Annotated in this window: 11 protein-coding genes and 1 tRNA gene (1 of these 12 running past the window's edge); all 12 read right to left on the bottom strand. The window is 70.8% G+C overall.

All coding sequences use genetic code 11. The features are described 5' to 3' along the window. Positions 1-31: 31 nt before the first annotated feature. On the bottom strand, positions 32-202 hold the full coding sequence (locus JQX13_RS38795; RefSeq protein ID WP_203404455.1) for a hypothetical protein: 171 nt from the start codon (positions 200-202) through the stop codon (positions 32-34). Continuing rightward, positions 199-552, bottom strand: coding sequence for a hypothetical protein (locus JQX13_RS38790; RefSeq protein ID WP_203404454.1), 354 nt, complete (start codon positions 550-552; stop codon positions 199-201). The genes JQX13_RS38795 and JQX13_RS38790 overlap by 4 nt, the downstream gene beginning before the upstream one ends. After that, positions 549-1,502 (bottom strand): DUF5131 family protein, encoded by a 954-nt coding sequence (locus tag JQX13_RS38785; protein ID WP_203404453.1) that lies wholly within the window; start codon positions 1,500-1,502, stop codon positions 549-551. The genes JQX13_RS38790 and JQX13_RS38785 overlap by 4 nt, the downstream gene beginning before the upstream one ends. Continuing rightward, a complete protein-coding gene (locus tag JQX13_RS38780) occupies positions 1,495-2,073 on the bottom strand; it encodes a hypothetical protein (protein WP_203404452.1) in 579 nt (192 codons plus the stop codon). Before JQX13_RS38780 ends, JQX13_RS38785 begins: the two co-directional genes overlap by 8 nt. Then, complete coding sequence (locus JQX13_RS38775) at positions 2,070-2,633, bottom strand: hypothetical protein (protein WP_203404451.1); 564 nt, start codon at positions 2,631-2,633, stop codon at positions 2,070-2,072. The genes JQX13_RS38780 and JQX13_RS38775 overlap by 4 nt, the downstream gene beginning before the upstream one ends. Next, entirely contained in the window at positions 2,630-3,298 is a 669-nt protein-coding gene (locus tag JQX13_RS38770; RefSeq protein WP_203404450.1) for a hypothetical protein, read from the bottom strand. The genes JQX13_RS38775 and JQX13_RS38770 overlap by 4 nt, the downstream gene beginning before the upstream one ends. Beyond that, positions 3,295-3,486, bottom strand: coding sequence for a hypothetical protein (locus JQX13_RS38765; RefSeq protein ID WP_203404449.1), 192 nt, complete (start codon positions 3,484-3,486; stop codon positions 3,295-3,297). Before JQX13_RS38765 ends, JQX13_RS38770 begins: the two co-directional genes overlap by 4 nt. 84 nt (positions 3,487-3,570) lie before the next feature. Continuing rightward, a tRNA-Arg gene (locus tag JQX13_RS38760) sits at positions 3,571-3,644 on the bottom strand. A 303-nt stretch (positions 3,645-3,947) separates the two neighbouring features. Next, a complete protein-coding gene (locus JQX13_RS38755) occupies positions 3,948-7,217 on the bottom strand; it encodes a lantibiotic dehydratase (RefSeq protein WP_203404448.1) in 3,270 nt (1,089 codons plus the stop codon). Positions 7,218-7,230: 13 nt separating this feature from the next. After that, entirely contained in the window at positions 7,231-8,478 is a 1,248-nt protein-coding gene (locus tag JQX13_RS38750; protein WP_203404447.1) for a lanthionine synthetase C family protein, read from the bottom strand. Positions 8,479-8,688: 210 nt separating this feature from the next. Further along, positions 8,689-8,856 (bottom strand): hypothetical protein, encoded by a 168-nt coding sequence (locus JQX13_RS38745; protein WP_203404446.1) that lies wholly within the window; start codon positions 8,854-8,856, stop codon positions 8,689-8,691. Positions 8,857-9,116: 260 nt separating this feature from the next. Beyond that, a protein-coding gene (locus JQX13_RS38740) for a non-ribosomal peptide synthetase (RefSeq protein WP_203404445.1) crosses the window boundary here: on the bottom strand, positions 9,117-18,718 show its 3' portion. The gene runs 3,781 nt beyond the window's last position; only the last 9,602 of its 13,383 coding nucleotides appear in the window; its start codon lies beyond the right edge, outside the window; the stop codon is at positions 9,117-9,119.

The raw sequence follows: 18,718 nt of genomic DNA, 5'->3' as shown, positions 1-18,718 counted from the left end.
AACCAGGGGAATGGAGCTCGCAAGGGAGTACTCACGGGGACCTCCGGAGGGCGACGACGAGGGCGAGGCCTGCAACAACTGGCCAGCAGAGGACGAAGACGAGGCGGGCAGCCCGGCACCCGAAGAGCGCGGGCAGCCACGAGAGAAGGAAGACGGAGGTGGTCAGACAGAAGGCCACCTCCAGCGGGCGGAGCGGCTTCACGCGGCCATCCCCTCCTGCACAGCCTGAACGAGGCGAGCCTGGGCCTTGGCACGCGCGGTGCCCTCGGTCCGCGAGAGCTTCCGCCACAACTTTTGACAGTCGTCGGACTCGCAGGTGTACCGATGCGATTCCCGGTGCTCCTTCCACTGGAGACGCGGGGGACGCACCACCCAGCACACGGCACACCGACACTTCGGCTCCACTCCCTGTGCCTCGGCAGCCCCCTCGGAGGGGGTCTCCGCGTAGAGGCGGGCGCGCAGCAGGACGCGCTCGGTCTGAGGGGTGCGGTCGATGAGCTCTTCCACGGCCTGACGCCGCTGCTCGGGAGTCGGCAGGGCGGGGCACGTCATGACTGAACCTCCGGGAACTCGCGGACGCGCAGGTCCTCGGGCCACTCGGACATGTCCCCGCCCTTCCTGTCGGTGAGCAACCCGTTGGGGGGCATGGGCGCGTCCAGGTCCCACCTCGTGATGGCGCCGAGCTGCTTCACGAAGCACGGAACCCCGGCCTTGCGGCACTGGCGCACGATGTCGCGCACCCACTCCACGTCGCAGGGCCGGGCCTTGGGGCCAGACTCCCCGCCGACGATCACCCAGTTGATCAGCGAGCGGAAAGCCCAGAGGTCCACAAACCCCGTGAGCGGCTCGATAGAGAGGAAGCGCAACCGGAAGCCCTGGGCCTGACACAGGCGCCACGCCCACTCGTCCGCCGTCTTCTGGTCGGAGATGCTGGTGCCGAGCCAGCAAAACGGGCGTGTGTCCTCGGGCACCAGGCGCCAGTTCTCGGGCCTCTTCGTGAGGAGCAGCCAGTCCAGGCCGGGCGTCGGAGGAATGGCCAGAGTCCCGCCCTCCCTTTCCAGGTCATCGTCCACGAGCGGCAGTGGCATGCGCGCCGTCTCCCGGATGACGTCCCAGAGGCGCTCGCGGGCCGTGTCCAGGTCGGCTCTGGCATGGTCCAGGCGGGCGATGGCGGAATTGCGCTCCTTCACCCCCCAGCCGGACGGCCACGACACAGGGGTCTCTGGCACCTCGAGCAGGTCGGCCAGGGAGGCGCAGAACACCCGGCGCCGCTCGCCCGCGCGCGCCGCGTCCCGGGCCCACTTCAGCGGCTCACGCCAGCCGCTCTCGGCCTTCACCACCCGCTGGCCGCCCTGCCACACCTCGCCCCAGGTGATGCCCTGCATGGCGACGCCCTGGTTCTTCTCGGCGTAGCAGTTGGTGCAGCCCGCGTGCACCTTCGAACAACCCCGCCACGGGTTGAAGGTGTGGTGGGTCCACTCGATAGAGGAGTTCTCAGCCATGGGATTCACCTCCTTTCGGGCTGGCTCCTTCGTGGGCGGTGGGCTCCAGGCCGCGCGTCAGGGACAGGGCGTTGCGCCCGTACAGCCAGGCCACCACCAGCTCCGCGGCCGTCCGGGCGTTGAAGTCCCGCCCCTGGGCCCCGTCGCGCATGGCGGCGAACATGATGAGGTTGGCCACCGCCTCCACGGTGAGGACCGGCACCTCCATCCCCTGCAGCGCGGCGCGCAGGTTGGTGAGGGCGACGCCCAGCTCCCGCAGGCGCTCGGACTGATGCTCGAGCGTGGTGGGGTTGTCCGTCACCCCGAGGACGAGGTGCGCGGCCACAGCCACCGAGAGCAGCCGCTCCCGCTCGCGCCCGGCGTCCTCCAGCAGCTGGCGGGTCCGCTCGTGGGCCTGGGCTTCCTGGTGCAGCCTGTCCGCGAGCTCCTCGGCGTTGTCGCTCGCCAGCTGCCGGGCAGCCTTCGAGCTCTCCAGGGCAGCCTCCATCCGCCGCACCTCGGCCCGGGCCTCCCGGAGCTCGATGTCCAGCGTCAGGGCGTTCGCCTGGTGCGCACAGCGAGGCGAGGTCATGCTGCACCTCCCGCCGCGCTGCGCTCCGCCGCCAGCTCGGCCTCAATGGCCTGGGCCAGCAACGGCAGGATGTTCTGGACGAAGCCCACGGCCTGCGGGTCGTCGCCGTAGTACGCGCACTCAGACGCGTCCGGCATCCCCGTGCCGTCGTACCACTCGTGGAAGTCCTCCTTGGAGATGGAGTTGACGTCCTTCCACTCCATGAAGTGCTGGCCGCACGCCACCTCCACGAAGTGGTCCCACTCCCGACGCGCCTCCTCCTTCGAGAGCGAGCCGTCACGGCGCCACTCGAGGATGCGCCTCCGAATGCCCTGGAACGTCTTCTCTTCGTCGTACACCTGCTCCGGCCGGAACTTCCCGGCGCAGTAGCTCGGCCACCTGGCGAAGTCCTTACCGAGGAAGAACTCGCGGAAGTCCTTGTGGCCGTGGTGGCTCCACCAGTGCCCGAAGTTGCCCCAGTCGGAGACGGCGGAGAAGACGCCCGTGGAGTCCATCAGGATGACGGCCCACCCGTGCTTGCTGCGCAGCACGTAGCGCCAGACGGTGACGGGCGTGCTCATCGCGCGCCTCCCACCCACAGCAGGCTGAGCACGGAGCGCACGCGCTCGCGCAGCTCGGTGTCGGCGCTGATCTCCGCCGCGCTGAGCGACTCCCAGTCGGCCGCCTCCGAGAGCAGCTCGGCCAGGGCCACGGCCTCCTGCTGCTCGCGAGGACTCGACGTCAACGCGAAGCCACTGCGGTCGTGAGTCACCACGTAACCGGACGGGCCCAAGAAGTTGATGCTGGGGTGCACGGCGAGCCCGCGGAAGCGCCACACGGCCGGGACGCGCACCAGCCCGCCCGGGGTGTTCGCCCGCACCAGCGCCACCGCCCCGCCATCAGGGGAGATGCAGGACCAGCGCACCGCCGCGTCGAAGTGACACAGCTCCGGCATGTCGAGGTACGCCGCTGTCTTCGGGTCCTCGTGCCGGAGGCAGTCCGGGCAGACCCCCCGGAGCGCCCAGGACCAGGTCACGGCGTAGCACTGGAGCAGGCACTCGTAGTGGGCCACCTGCGAGCGCCAGCTCGAGGACCCCTTGAGGTCCGGGAGCATCAGCTCGTGAAGCCGGCGGACCAGCTGCTCCAGCCACTCCCCCACCGCCTCGGGCTTCGGGCACTTCACCCGCTCGCAGACGCGGCAGGTCTGCTGCCACGCCTCCCACTCCGGGTAGGTGTCGCGATTCATCGCACACCGCCCTTCCCGCCCGCAGCGCGCATGGCAGCCAGGGCGTCGGCGATGACCGCCCCCAGGTCTGCGCCACCGGCCTCCACGACGCACTCGGCGCCGGAGACAGCGACGGCCCGGACCACGGACCCGCGCTTGCTGGTGGTGACGGTGAGGACGAGGCGCCGGGGGAGTCCCCGGGAACTCAACGGGGACTCAACGCACTGGCGGGCGCTCGCCCGATTCCTCGCCGCGCGCGCCGAATTCCTTCGGCGCGTCGCGGACTTAGAAAGTGGCCCCGGCTGGAATCGAACCAGCGGCCTGCGGTTTAGGAAACCGCCGCTCTATCCAACTGAGCTACGGGACCAGCTAGATAACCCACTGAAACTACTGGTTCTTTCTGGTGAGCGCCAGCCCAACGTCGCGAGCGCCCCGGCCGACGTACGACGGGGCCCGTTATAGCAGGCGGCTGGAGGCACGCAACGAAAGTGAAGGCCTCCCCGAACCGGCACTGCTCGAGAGAGACGAGCCCCTGACGCCTACCTGACAAAGAGCCAGGCCACCCGGAAGGCCGCCGAACAGGGGGTCCTCATGGCGGCCGAGCTGGTGGCCCGCTTCCTCGCCTACCTCAAGGCCGAGGGCCGCACCGCGCGATACCGGCGCAACTGGCTCAGCTCGTCGAACCCGACTTCCGCTGACGGGCAACCAGGGACGCGTCGTGACGAGCGAGGAGGTCGTAGAGGACCAGCTCCTGCGCCCGCGCCGCCGCCCGCATCATGCGGTTGGCATGCATGTGCAGGAAGCTCCCGGCCAGCTCGGGGATGGGGACACCTAGCTTGCCCCTGCCCGCCAGCGCGCTCAACTCCGTGACGATGGGCGCCAGCCTCTCGGAGCGGCGCTGGAGCACCTGAAGCCCCCGGGTGAGCTCCGGCGAGCCCGCCTTTTCGGAGCCCAGCAGCTCCTCCAAGCTCCGGCGCTCCTTCCGGAAGCGCTCGGTGAGTTGGTGCTCGGTGGCACGCTCAACATGGAACTCGCGGCCGAACATCTCGCGCAGCGAGGTCAACACCCGGAGCCGGGTGTCCAACCCGAGCCGCAGGTCCGAGAGCAGCCGAGCCATCCCACACAGTGTCAGGCGCCAGCGCGCGTCCGCGCCTTCATCTCCCCGCAGCAGCTCCAGGAGCTCCAACACGGCCTCGCTGTCCACCTGGAACAACCGTTCGGCGAGGAGGATGGCCTCCGGTCCCCCGTAACGCTCCACCTCCCGCTCGTAGGTGTCGAACTGGAGCTTCCACAGGAGCTGCTCCCGCTGGAGCGGCTCCAGCAAGCCGGGGAGCTCGCCAGCCAGCTCGCGCAGGTGCTTGGGGGAGCCATGGAGGCGCAACCGGAGGTGCCAACCCGGATCGCTATAACGAATGAAGAACCATCCGTCCGCCGCTCCCGAGCCGAGCGCGGACTTCACCAGCGGGGCCACCGTATCCGTGAGGAGGCGGTCCGCCGTTGCGGCGCCGGTGTAGAGCTTGACGTACAGCCACTCCGAACCGGGTAGGAAGCTGCGAGGCTGGCTGGAGAGCCTCGGCGCCCCCGCGGAGCGGGACAGGGCCGGCACGCGGGTCTCCTCCACCGTGGGCTGGGAGCGCACGAAGGGCACCACCAGATCGTGGACGAAGCGGCCCTCGGGACCCTCCACGCAGAGCTCGTTCGGCCCGGGGAACACCTCCACCAGCGTCGCCAGGGAGCGGCCCTTGAGCAGTTGGAGCAGGGTCTCGACGCCGAGCACGTTGTCCAGGTCGGTCGGGAGCAGGTTGTCCCCATCCTCCAGCGCGATGAAGCGAGGCATGCGCCGCTCGGCCCTGAGCGCCTGGAACGCGGCGAAGCGCTGGTCCCTGTCCAGCTTGCCGAGCCTCTCCAACGTGTCGCGCCAGAGTTTCCACGTCGCCGGGGACAGCACCAGCCGCCGATGGGTGACTCTGGGCAGGAAGCTCGCGTTGACCAGGGGTCCCCAGCTCCAGGTCACGCCTCCGCAGTGGTCCTGATGCTGTAGCGCGCAGAGGAAATGGTAGAGGGCAAGGCTCTGCTGCCCGAAGTTGTGCGCGTTGGTCATCCGGGGGATGACCTCGCGTCCCAGCCGCGCCGAGTGCAGGACGATCCGCGAGCCCTGGATGGAGATCCTCAAGTCGGACGCATCGAACTGCCGCTCGGGAGGAGCGCCGGACCTGCCCAGGTAGGTGAGCTCGTACTGGCGCAGGACCGGGCGGGCGAGGATGTTGCCGACCCGCCCCTGGGGCAGGTGGACGATCTCCGCGAACACCGCGCCGGGTCGGAGCGCCTCCTCGGCACGCAACACCTCCTCCACCTTGCGGTGGAGCAGAGGATCTCCGTGACAGAAACGGCCCAGGAGATTGGCGCCCGAGGGACCGGAGGCAGCGTGGAGGCGGAGCTGGAAGTTTCCCCGAGCGAGCGCGGCCTCCGACTCCGCCACCACGGTCGCGATTGCCGCGAAGGAGTCCGGCAGGGGCTGGCGCTCCTTGAACTCCAGACGCTCGAGGTCCTTGTCATCCAATTCGAGGGCCAGGTTGCCCGTGCGCAGGGTCTCCTCCAACCGGCGCAGGAGGAAGGCCTCGCGATCCCCGAAGCGCATGTGCCTGTCGGGGGCTCCGCCCAGGGCCAGCCCGGCCAGGAGCGGCGCCGCCTCCGCGCTGGGGGCGTTGGACTGCCGGAATCCGACGCCAGCCTCCTCATCCAGCGCCTCGAGCAGGGGAACCTCGCGTCCCTCATAACGCTGGAGGAACGCCTCGCGGAAGCGCTCCAGGGCGTCCCGCGGTGGACTGGGGGTGATGCGGTGGAGGAGCCGCACGCCGCGCTCCAGCTCGCGGGTGACCTCCCGCCCCAGCACGGACTCGGGCGCTGGCTTGACCATGTCCACCTGGAACAGCCGGGGCAGCTCGACGGGAGCAGGCAACCGCGAGAGCTTCCGGGCCACCTCGAGGTAGTGATCGAGCGGCGCGCCGGGGCCGCACCGATCCAGATGATCCAGGGCGGACTGGACCTCCATCAGCACGCCAGCGCAGGGGGCGCCGCGAGGGAGTCGTTGGAGCTGGGAGATCAGCTCGGGGACGGCCTCCGCGCCTGTCACCGATGGAGAGAGCTCGGACACCAGGAGCTGGCTGTCGATCAGCTCATCGATGTACTCCGTTGCCTCCGGGAGGCTGATCTCCGGATCCATCTCGACCAGCGCGCGCACCAGTGCCTCGGGCAGGGCTCCCGCGCTGGCATGCGTCAGCATCGCCTCCAGGTACTCGGTCGGCTCGACCGCCACCAGATGGTACGAGCGGGTCTTCTCGACCATCCGCGCCTCGGCGTAGCGCAGCCGCCCGCTCGCGCGGTACAGGCCGCTGTTGGGCCGGTGGGGGATGTGCGGGCGCAGCTCGGGCGCACGCGAGAGCGCCTCGGCGAGCATGCAGGCATAGGCCATGTCCAGGCGGGTATGGCGTTGGTAGGCGGCGCGGGGGGCGAGCCGGAGCCGCGTCCGCTCCCCCAGCGCGCCCACGGAGTAACCCGCGAAGAGGCCGAAGGGGGTGGAGCGCCCCGTCATGCGGGCCAGATAGCGGACGACACTGCGCTCCACTTTCTCCCCGCGCTCGCTCTCCGGATCGCGCTCCCACTGGCCCAGGCTCTCGTAGAGGGCCGGCGAGGCCACGAAGAGCGCTTCGCGCACCTCCATCCGCCGCAGAATCTCGCCCAGTCGCACCCGCAGGGTGAGGCGATCCCGGCGGAGCGCTGGCACGAGCCCAGGGGAGTCCGGCTGGAGACGCGGCGCCTCCAGCCCCTCTCCCCACCTGATCAGCTCGTCGAAGGGCAGCAGGGGCGTGCGGAGCACGAAGAACCCCGATGGGGAGAACGGGAGCTCCTGGGACCTCTCCTCGGAAGTGGGATGGATCATGGGGCGAATGGGCTCAAGCGGGGATGGCGGCCATGAGCATGCCGTCCCAGGTGGGCGTGAAGGGGTGACATGCGGCCTGCAGGGCCAGCGCGATACCCGTGGTGCCGCTGAGCAGGGAGCCATCCGGTATCCAGCCGATCTCCTCCTCCTGTTGGCCGGGCAGCAAGGACCAGGAGAGGAATCCCGCCAGGCCTTCCCCGGGGCGCCGCATCTCCAGCGCCCGGGCGAACCACGCGGTAGCGGCCTCCTTGAACAAGGGTTCCCGGGAGGCCTGATAGAGCCGGTTGTAGATATGCCCGAGGCCCGTGGCGCCGTGGCAGAGCCCCGCGTCCCGAACTCCCGCGTGCTCCGGCGGACGCCTCGCGGCCTCTCTCGCGATCTCCAGCACGGCCCGCTCCAATTCATGATCCGACAGGGCCCGGGCGGCGACGAGCAGGCAGAGCGCAACGCCGGGATCGCCATAGCACCAGGCGGAGCGACAGGCCTCGGCGGGGCGCTCCGGTGCGACCGCCGAAGGGAAGCGGGCTCCCGGGCTGTCAGGCATCGCCTTCGTCAGGAGCCAGCGGGCTCCGCCCGAGGAGAGCTCGCGAGCCTTCTGTCCGGCCACTCCCGCCCGGGCAATCAAGGCGAGCAGGGCCACGATCGCGGGAACCCCGTGCGCCGCCCCCAGGTTGAAGCACCCGTCGCGATACACGAGCCGCTGATGCGATGACAGATGTTGGGGTGGAGTCCACCAGGAGACTCCCGACCCGGTATGGGTGGAGCGCTCCTCCAGCCGGTCCACGAGCTCCTCGAGGCACATGGCGGCCGCCGGGCGCGGCAGGCGCTCGAGCGCGTAGACGCCAATGCCCACCAGCCCGAGGATCAGATCGTACTCGGCGCTCCAGGGCCTTTGAGAGACCAACCCCAGCAGCGTCTCATCGATCTCTTCCAATCCTTCGAGCGGTGAAACTCCCAACGTGCCGAGCCGCTCGATGGACCAGGCGATCCCCGGGAATCCCCCGTAGAGCCAGGGCGGGAGGGGGTGCGCCTCGAGCGCCGACGCGGCCTCCAGGATGAGCCGCTCCGCGTGGACGATGTGGCCACTTCCGGGCCGCGCGCGCTCCAACTCGGCGAACAGGAGGGCCAGACCCGCCTGGCCATTGGAGAGCGAGGGTCCCCTCACCGCCCGCGGCGCCAGAAGCGCGCTCGCGGCCTCGTCCACGACTTCCAGCGCACGCTCCCGTAGGGAGCCCTCGAGGAGAGGGAGCCATTCCGCCATGGTGATTGCCTCCAAACCCAGTCGAAGCTGCTTTGGTGGACAACCCAGTACTACGCTCCGCGCGCTCGGCGCGATGCGACGCCAGGGCAGGCCTGTGCTCACTGGACGGCATTCCGTGCGACGACAGGAATTGCGTTGAACGAGCCTCCAAATGCCCTGGGGCGGCGTTCGGAGGCCCTGTTTTTGTCGGGTGGCTTGGGGGCGGTGTTCCTAGTTGCTGCAGAGAACCGCGATGACGGAGCAGACAGCGGAATCACAGACCACGCTGCACAGGAGAGCCATGCTATCTCCATCACCGGCCTTGTTCCGCGTGTCAGCCGAGAGATTCCGGAGGGTCTCCTTGTTGAGGCGAAGCTTGGCCTTGTTCGTCTTTTCCATGTTGGGACTCCCTTTTGTACCACCGGTGTTGGCGGTGAGTGAGTATTTAAAGCAGGAGGGCAGGCGCAACCATCGGGCTCGGGGGCATGAGAATGACAAACATTGGCTGGCGGCTCGTTCTGGAGGATGAGGAGTTGCGGATTAATCCGCAGTTGCCGCGATAGGGGCAGTTGAAACGTTTGCTGCTTCCCGGAAGAGGCACGGCGCCGCTCGAGGTGATTTGACTCCTACACCCAGTGCCGAGGAGCGCCCGAGCCTGCTCAGCCGCGCGTTCTGGCGGGAGTTCCGCCCTCCTTCCCGTCCGCCTCGGCCAACCAACGTGCCAGCCGCTCCGCCAGCTCGCCCACGTGCGGCGCCCGGAGGATGCCGTGGTGGTCTCCCGGTACGTCCTCGACGGCGAGCCCGTTGGAGATGAGGCGCCCCCAGCCATGCGTGGGGTCCACCCCTGTCCTCCGCCGCGCGTCTCGCGCCCGGAGCAGCTTCACCCGTCCCGCGTAGGGCTCGGGGCGGTAGCGGGCCACGGCCCGGAGGTTCGCCCGGGCCACCTCCAGCAGCACTCGCAACTCCTCCACTCCCGTCGTGGGAGGCAACAACCCCGACTCTCGCGCATGTGTCCAGAGGGCACGGATCCGCTCCTCGGGGGACAGGCCCGCGAGGGACTCGGGCGTGAGGGACACCTCGCGTCCGGCGCTCCGGGCCAGATCCGCCGCGAAGCCCGCGAGCAACGTGGCGTCATCCGGTTCCTCCAGCTGGGGCGACTCGGCGGGAGCGAAGCTGTCGAGCAACACGAGCGAGGCCACCTCCTGTCCCTGACGGCGCAGCGCCCTGGCCATCTCGAAGGCCACCGTCCCGCCCAGGGACCAGCCCCCGAGGAGATACGGCCCCTCGGGCTGGACGGCGCGCACCTGCTCCACGTACCGGCGGGCCATGTCCTCCACGCTCTGGAGCGGAGCCTCGCGTCCGTCCAACCCCGTGGCCTGGAGGGCGTGGAAGGGCCTCCCCGTGCCGAGGCGCCGCGCGAGCTCCGCGTAGCAGAGGACGTTGCCTCCCACGGGGTGCACCCAGAAGACAGGCGTGAGCGAGCCCTGGGGTTGGAGCGTGACGCGGTTGCCCTGGACGGGGGCGGGAACGTCCGCGCGCAGCCGGGCCGCGAGCTGCTCGATGGTGGGTCCCTCGAAGAGCGCCGCCAGCGGCACCGCGTGTCCCAGCCGCTCCTGGAGCCGCGCCACCAGCCGCACCGCCAGCAATGACTGACCCCCGAGCTCGAAGAAGGAGTCCGTCACCCCCACCGGCCGCACCCCGAGCACCTCCTCCCAGAAGTTCACCAGCTCGCGCTCCAGCTCATCCCTCGGCGCGACCCTCTCCCGCTCCTCCCGGTGGACCTCCTCCGGCGCGGGCAGTGCTCGCCCATCCACCTTGCCGCTGGAGGTGAGCGGCAGCGCCTCCAGGTAGACGCACACGGAGGGCACCATCGCCTCCATCAACCGATGGCGCAGCCGCGCACGCAGCTCCCGCTCCTCGCGCGGCGTGGACTCGCCGGGGACCACGTACGCCACCAGCCGCGACTCGCCCGAGGGACTCTTCCACGCCCTCACGTGCGCCTGCTTCGCGCCAGCCAGCTCCCGTAGCACCGTCTCCACCTCGCCTGGCTCCACCCGCACTCCGTTCACCTTCACCTGCGCGTCCGCTCGGCCCAGGTAGTCGAGCCGCCCGTCCGCCCTCCACCGCACCACGTCTCCCGTGCGGTACAGCCGCGCTCCCGGCTCGCCACTGAGTGCGTCCGGCACGAAGCGCTCCGCCGTCAGCTCCGGCCTCCCCATGTAGCCCCGCGCCAGTCCCGGCCCGCCCAGGTACAGCTCTCCGGCCACGCCCGGTGGCACCGGCCGCATCGCCCCATCCAGCACGTACGCCCGCGTGTTGGCCAGCGGCCTTCCGATGGGCGGCCGGCCCTCGCCGGGCTCGCACTCCTCCCACGTGGCCAGCACCGACACCTCCGTGGGGCCATACCCGTTGACGAAGCGCCGCCCCCTGCCCCACCGCTCCACCAGCTCCGGCGGGCACGCCTCGCCCGCCGCCATCACCACCCGCAGGTGCTCCAGTCCCTCCTGTGGCAGCAACGCCAGCACCGAGGGCGGCAGGGCCAGCACCGTCACCGAGCCCTCCACCAGCTCGCGCCGCAGCTCCTCGCCCAGCGGCACCTTCCCTCCCGACGGCACGTACAGCGTCCCGCCCACAGCCAGCGCCAACAGGTAGTCCCAGAGCGAGACATCGAAGCCGAGCGAGGAGAACTGCAACACCCGGCTCTCCGCCCCGACTCCGAAGGCTCCCGCCTTGCCTCTCACCAGATCGCACGCCCCCTCGTGAGTCACCACCACACCCTTGGGTCGCCCCGTGCTGCCCGAGGTGTAGAGGATGTAGGCCGCGTTGTCCGGCAGGACTCCCGCCTCCAACGCGCCCGCTTCCGCCTCCCCCACGTCCTCCACCCGCACCACGCGCACGCCCTCGGCCAGACGGCACCGCTCCTCCAGGCCCCGCCGCGTCACCACCGCGTGCACGCTCGCGTCCTCCGCCATCCACGCCAGGCGCTCCGGAGGCTGCACCGCCTCCAGCGGCACGTACACGCCTCCCGCGAGCTGGATGCCCCAGAAGGCCACCACCGCCTCCACGCTCTTCTCCAGCAGCACCCCCACCCGTACCTCCGGGCCCACGCCCTCGCGCCGCAGCCGGTGCGCGAGCTTCCTCGCCCGCGTCCGCAGCTCCCCGTAGCTCAGCCGCTGACCGCTCCCCTCCAGCGCCATCGCCTCCGGCGTCCGCGCGGCCTGGCGCTCCAACAGCCGCCCCAGTCCATCCACCGGCCCGTCCACTCGCGGCCCGCGGCTCCACTCCTCCAGCACCCGCGTCCGCTCCTCCCCGCGCAGCAACTCCACCGCCTCCACCCGTCGATCCGGAGCCGCCGCCACCGCCGCCAGCAACGTCTCCAGGTGACGCGCCAGCCGCTCGATCGTCACCGGCTCGAAGAGGGCCGCGTCGTAGGTGAACGCGCCCCGCAGTCCCTCCGGCGTTCGCGTGAGGCTCAGCACCACGTCGAGCTTCGCCTCCACTCCCTCGTTCTCCATCGGGGACAGCTTCAGCCCGGGGAGTGAAACCTCGCGCGTGGGGATGTTCTGCAGGGCGAACATCACCTGGAAGAGTGGCGAGTGCCGCAGCTCCCGCACCGGCCTCAGCTCCTCCACCAGCTTCTCGAACGGCACGTCCTGGTGCGCGTACGCCCCCAGCGCCACCTCCCTCACTCTCGCCAGCAGCTCCCGGAACGTCGGCGCTCCGGACACGTCCGTCCGCAGCACCAGCGTGTTGACGAAGAAGCCGATCAGCTCCTCCACCTCCGCGCGCGTGCGCCCCGCCACCGGCGTGCCCACCACGATGTCTTCCTGTCCGCTCCAGCGCGCCAGCAGCGCCTGGAAGCCCCCCAGCAGCACCATGAACAGGCTGCATCCTTCCTGCTGCGCCAGGGACTCCAGGGCCTCGCTCACCTCACGGGACAGCGCCACCGGCACATGGCCCGCACGCGAGGACCTCCGGGCCGGACGCGGCTTGTCCAGCGGCAGGTTCAACACGGGCGGGCTCCCCGCGAGCCGCTGCTTCCAGTACCCCAGCTGCGCCTCCAGCACCTCGCCCTTCAGCCACTCGCGCTGCCACCGGGCGTAATCCGCGTATTGCAGCGGCAGCTCCGGCAGCGGGCTCGGCTCTCCTCGCGAGAAGGCCCCGTACAGCGCCGCCAGCTCCCGGAAGAGGATGCCCGTGGACCAGCCGTCGAAGACGATGTGGTGCACCGTCAGCAGCAACACGTGCTCCCGCTCCGCCAACCGCAACAGCGTCGCGCGCAGCAGCGGCCCCTCGGAGAGCTCGAACGGCCTGCCCGCCTCCTCGGACGCGCGCCGCTCCACCTCCTCGTCCCTCCGCCCGGCATCCAGCGCCGACAGGTCCACCGGATCCAGGCTCAGCCGAGGCGGCTCGTTCAGTCGCAACACCGGCTCTCCGGCCCGGCTCTCGAACGAAACCCGGAGGACCTCGTGCCGGCGCACCACCTCCTCCAGTGCGCGCTCCAGCGCCTTCCGCTCGAGCCGGCCCTCCAGCCGCAACGCATAGGGAATGTTGTAGGCCGAGCTCCCTGGCTGGAGCTGCTCCAGGAACCACAGCCGCTGCTGGGCGAAGCTGAGTGGCTGAGAGTCCCCCGCCCCCTTCGCCTGAAGCACGGGTTGCGCCGAGCTCCCCACCTCGCGAGCGGCGGCGATGCGCGCGGCCCACGCCCCGAGCGTCGGAGCATCGAAGAGGGTCCGCAGCGGCAACTCCACCCCGAAGGTCTTGCGCACCCGCGATACGAGCTGCGTGGCCAGCAGCGAGTGCCCGCCCAGCTCGAAGAAGTCGTCGTGCATCCCCACACGCTCCACCCGGAGCAGCTCGCGCCAGAGCCGGGCCAGCGCGATCGCCACCGGGCCCTCGGGCTCCACGTACCCGGAGCGCGCCGGGCGCCTGGGAAGGAGCGGCGGAGGCAACCCGGGACGAGCCCGCGCGGTGCCATCCCCCAACACGCGGGGAAGCGGCTCGTCCGGCGCCCTCGCCACCTCCGCGAGCAGTGCCTCCAACTCGGAGATCCACCGCCCCACGGTGCCCTCGTCGAAGAGCCGGGCGTTGTAGCTCAGCAGCCCCCGCAGTCCGCCCTCCCACGCCTCCAGCGCGAGCGAGAGATCGAACTTCGAGCTGCCCGCCACCGGCTCGAGCCCGGTGAGCGTGAGGCCCGGCAGCTCCAGGGACGTCCGGGGCATGTTCTGAAGCGAGAACATCACCTGGAAGAGTGGCGTGTACCGCATGTCCCGCACCGGCCGCAGCTCCTCCACCAGCTTCTCGAACGGCACGTCCTGGTGCGCGTACGCCCCCAGCGCCACCTCCCTCACCCTCGCCAGCAGCTCCCGGAACGTTGGCGATCCCGATACGTCCGTCCGCAGCACCAGCGTGTTGACGAAGAAGCCGATCAGCCCCTCCACCTCCGCGCGCGTGCGCCCCGCCACCGGCGTGCCCACCACGATGTCTTCCTGCCCGCTCCAGTGCGCCAGCAGCGCCTGGAAGCTCCCCAGCAGCACCATGAACAGGCTGCACCCCTCGCGCTGCCCCAGGGCCCGGAGCGACTCCACCCGCTCTCTCGACAGGGAGAAGCGACGCGTGCCCTCATGGAACTCCGGCACCTCGGGCCGCGGCCTGTCCAGCGGCAGGTTCAACACGGGCGGGCTGCCCGCGAGCCGTTGCTTCCAGTACCCCAGCTGCCCCTCCAGCACCTCGCCCTGCAACCACTCGCGCTGCCACCGGGCATAATCCGCGTATTGCAGCGGCAGCTCCGGCAGCGGGCTCGACTCTCCTCGCGAGAAGGCCCCATACAGCGCCGCCAGCTCCCGCACGAAGATGCCCGTGGACCAGCCATCCGTGACGATGTGGTGCATCGTCAGCAGCAGCACGTGATCGGCCTCGCCCAGGCGCAGGAGCGTCGTGCGCAGCAGCGGCCCCTCCGCGAGCACGAAGGGCGTCCGGGCCTCCCGCTCCGCCAGCCGAAGCACCTCGGCCTCGCGCTCGTCCGCCGGGAGCTCCGAAAGCTCCACCATCCCGAGCGGCACCGGCATCCGCGCCGCGACACGCGCCACCGGCCTGCCCTCGTGCTCGCCGAACGTCGTCCTCAACACCTGGTGGCGCTGGACGATCTCCTCCAATCCCCGCTCCAGCGAGGGGATGTCCAGGGGGCCCGTCAACCGCACCGCATAGGGAATGTTGTAGGCCGCGCTCCCGGGCTGGAGCCGCTCCAGGAACCACAGCCGCTGCTGGGCGAAGCTGAGCAGCACTTCCTCTTCCCGGCGCGCGATCAGCGGCGGAGGCGCGGCGGTGCCCGTGGCGAGCCGGGGTGCCTCCTCCACCCGGCGGGCGAGCTCCTCCAGCCTCGGGGACTCGAAGACCGCGCGCAGCGACAGCTCCACGCCGAAGCCACCCCGCACCCGCGACACGAGCTGCGTGGCCAGCAGCGAGTGTCCACCCAGCTCGAAGAAGTGGTCCCCCACTCCGACCCGCTCCACCCCCAGCGTCCGGGACCACAGCTCCGCCAGCCGCCGCTCCGTGTCCGTGCGAGGCGGGACGAAGCCCCCACTCGCCCTCACCGAGCCCGGCAACGGCAGCGCCTTGCGATCCACCTTGCCGCTCGGCGTGAGCGGGAAGGCGGACAGCTCGACGATGGCCGCGGGCACCATCGGCTCGGGCAGGCGCGTCTTGAGGGCCGCCCGCAGCTCGGAGGTGTCCACCAGCGCCGACACCACCACGTAGGCCACCAGGCGTTGATCTCCCGGTCCGTATTCGCGCACGGCGGCCACCGCGTCACGCACCGAGGGCTGCTCGCGCAGGGCCGCCTCCACCTCGCCCAGCTCGATCCGGTGGCCGCGCAGCTTCACCTGGAAGTCCACGCGTCCGAGGAACTCCACCGTCCCGTCCGCCAGCCACCGGGCCCGATCCCCCGTGCGGTACAGCCGCGCACCGGGCTCGCCGCCGAAGGGATCCGGCACGAAGCGCTCGGCCGTCGCGTCCGGACGCCCGAGGTACCCACGCGCCAACCCCGCTCCGCCGATGAACAGCTCGCCCGCGACGCCCACGCCCACCGGCTGCCCGTCCCCGTCCAGCACGTACAGCCGCACGTTGTCGATGGGCCGGCCGAGCACGGGACGTCCGTGCTCCGCGGTCACGGGGCACACCGTCGCGTCCACCGTGCACTCGGTGGGGCCATACACGTTGAACGCTCGCACCCTGCGCGAGGCCGCCAGACTCCGCCACAGCGTCTCGGAGAGGGCCTCTCCGCCCACCAGCAGCGTCACGGGGCGCGTGGCCTCCTCCAACCAACCCGTCTCCTGCAGGAGCAACAACTGCGAGGGCGTGCAGTCGAAGACGTCCACCCGCTGTTGCTCCAGGTACTCGCGCAGGGCCTCGCCGTCGAAGCGCACGGACTCCGGCGTCAGATCCAACGCGTGGCCGCGCAGCAGTTGGAAGAGCTGCTTCACCGAGGTGTCGAAGGACACCGAGCCATTCACGCTCACCCGCCGCCCCGGCCCCAGCGGCGCGTACACCGCCCGGTGCAGCGCCTCGATGAGGTTGGCCACCGCGCGCTGCCGCACCATCACCGCCTTGGGACGGCCGGTGCTGCCCGAGGTGTAGATGGCATAGGCCAGGTGCTCCGGACCCGCGCCGCCCGGCACCGGCGTCTCCGGCTCCGCACGCAGCGCCTCGGCCTCGGCATCCAGCCGCAACGACGTCTGCCCGGGCCCCACGAGCCCGGCGGCGGCCTCACCCTCCGTCACCACCACCCCGGCCCCCGAGTCCTCCAACATGTAGCGCAGCCGCTCGGGCGGATAGGCCGGATCCAATGGCACATACGCACCACCGGCCTTCAGGATGCCCCACAGGCCCACCACCAGATCCAGCGAGCGCTCCACGCACAAGCCCACGCGCACGTCCGGGCCCACGCCCATCCGCCGCAACCGGTGCGCCACCTGGTTGGCCCGCGCGTCCAGCTCGCGGAAGGTGAGCCGCGCCGGCCCCATCCCCACCGCCAGGGCCTCCGGCGTGCGCGCCACCTGCGCCTCCAGCAGCGCCGCGAGCCCCCCTCCGTCCTCGCGCGCCACCGCCGTCGCGTTCCACTCCCGGAGGACACGCTGGCGCTCCGCCTCGTCCAACGGGGACAGCTCCGCCACCGGGCGCTCCGCCGACTCCACCATCCGCGCGAGCAACACCTGGAGGTGCCCCAACATCCGCTCCGCGTCCGCCCCGTCGATGCGGCGCTCGTCGTGCAGGAGGTGCAGGCTCAACCCCTGGTGCGTCTCCGCGATCAGCGTCAGCGGGAAGCTGTCGAGCATGTAGCTCCGCACGTCGCGGACCTCCAGCTCCGCCCCCTTCCCGAGCGAGCCATCCAGCGGGAAGTTCTCCACCACCACCAGCGTCTCGAAGAGCGGCGTTCCGAGCGGCACCTCTCCGCAGCGCTGGGCCTCCACCAGCGGGGTGTAGTCGTACTGCCGCATCTCCAGCAGCCAGGCCTGCAGCTCCCGCAGCCACCCGCCCACGGGCTCGCCTCGCGGCATCCGCACGCGCACCGGGAGCGTGTTGATGAACAGGCCCACCAGCGCCTCCACCCCTGGCAGGGTCGCGGGTCGGCCGGAGCTCGTGTTGCCAAAGACGACGTCGTCCTCACCGGAGTGGTGGCGCAGCAGCAGCGCCCAGGCCCCCTGGATGCACGTCCCCAGGGTGACCTGGTTGCGGCGCGAGAACGCTTGGAGCGCGGCGAGTTGCTCCGGAGCCAGATGGACCCGCTTCTCCCGGCGCACGGGCGTGCCGTCAGCCACGGGCCCGCGATCCGCCCACACCCGCGTGGGCGACGAGAAGCCCGCGAGCGACCGGCGCCAGAACTCCCGGGCCTCTCCCAGATCCCTCCGCTTCAGCCATTCGATGAAGTCGCGGTAGGGGCGCGCCTCGGGCCAGGTGCGCGCGAGGCCCCGCACCTGGGCCTCGTAACGTCCGAACACCTCTCCCAGCAGGAGCGGCAGGGACCAGCCATCCAGCAGCAGGTGCGAGTAGCTCAGCGCGAAGAGCCACGCCCGCTCGTCGATGCGCATCAACGCGATCCGCATCAGGGGCGCCCGCTCCACCTCGAAGCCGCGGCGGAGATCCTCCTCCAGCCACGCGCCGAGCCGCGCCTGACGCTCCGAGGGCGGCACCTCGCGCCAGTCCTCCGAGCGGATGGGCAGCTGCACCTCCCTCATCACCAGCTGGAGCGGAGCCTCCAATCCCTCCCAGAAGAAGGCCGTGCGCAGCGCGGTGTGCCGCGCCACCGTCTCCTGCCACGCGCGGGCCAGGGCGGTGACATCCAGCGCCCCGTGCATCTCCCAGGACATCTGGTTGAAGTACAAGCCCGAGGCGCCCGAGGCCTGCAGCACGTGGAAGAGCAGCCCCTGCTGAAGGGGCGAGAGGGGATAGAGATCCTCGATGTTCCGCTGAAGCCGGGCATCCCCTCGCGTCACCCGCGCCACCAGCGCGTCCAACGACTCCTGCCCCAGCTCCGCGAGCGGGAAGTCGGACGGCGTGAAGCCTCCCACTCCCTCCTCCGAGCAGCGGGCGATCAGTCCACGCAGTGCCTGCTGGAAGTCCCGCGCGAGCGCCTCGACGGTCTCCCGCGCGTGGATGTTCTCGCTGTACGTCCAGAAGACCTGGAGCCGATCCCCGGAGACGACGCCGTGGATGTCGAGCAGATGCGCGCGTCGGGTTCGCTCGGGCGAGGTGGGGCCCACCCACTCCGATGCCATGGAGAGGGAAGCGCCCTCGGGCAGGCCCGCATCGAGCTGCCCGCGGTAATGGAAGGAGACCTCCGGCACCGGGAGTGCCCTCATGCGGGCGGAGAGCTCCGGCTCACCCGAGAGGTAGCGCAGCACGCCGAAACCCAAGCCGCGCCAGGGAATGCCTCGGAGGGTCTCCTTGATGTGTTTCAGCCCCGCCTCCAGCCCCTCCCCTGCTTCCAGCAGCACCGGGTACAGGCGGGTGAAGCAGCCCACGGTGCGCGACACGTCCACGCCCTCCAGCAACTCCTCGCGCCCGTGCTCCTCCAGGTTCACGAGCAGCCCCGGTGCACCCGTCCACCGACGGAAGGCCTCCGCCAGCGCGGCCAGCAACACCTCGTCGATTCGTGTCCTCCAGGCGCGTGGCACCTCGTGAAGCAGCGCCCGGGTCTCCTCCACATCGAGCTCCACGCCCACCTGCCGCGCGGAGGCCAGGGTGTTGTCACCGCCCGGAAGAT

Origin of the sequence: Archangium violaceum (assembly GCF_016859125.1) — a bacterium.
GTDB lineage: Bacteria > Myxococcota > Myxococcia > Myxococcales > Myxococcaceae > Archangium > Archangium violaceum_A.
This window is presented reverse-complemented; position numbering and strand designations above follow the sequence as displayed.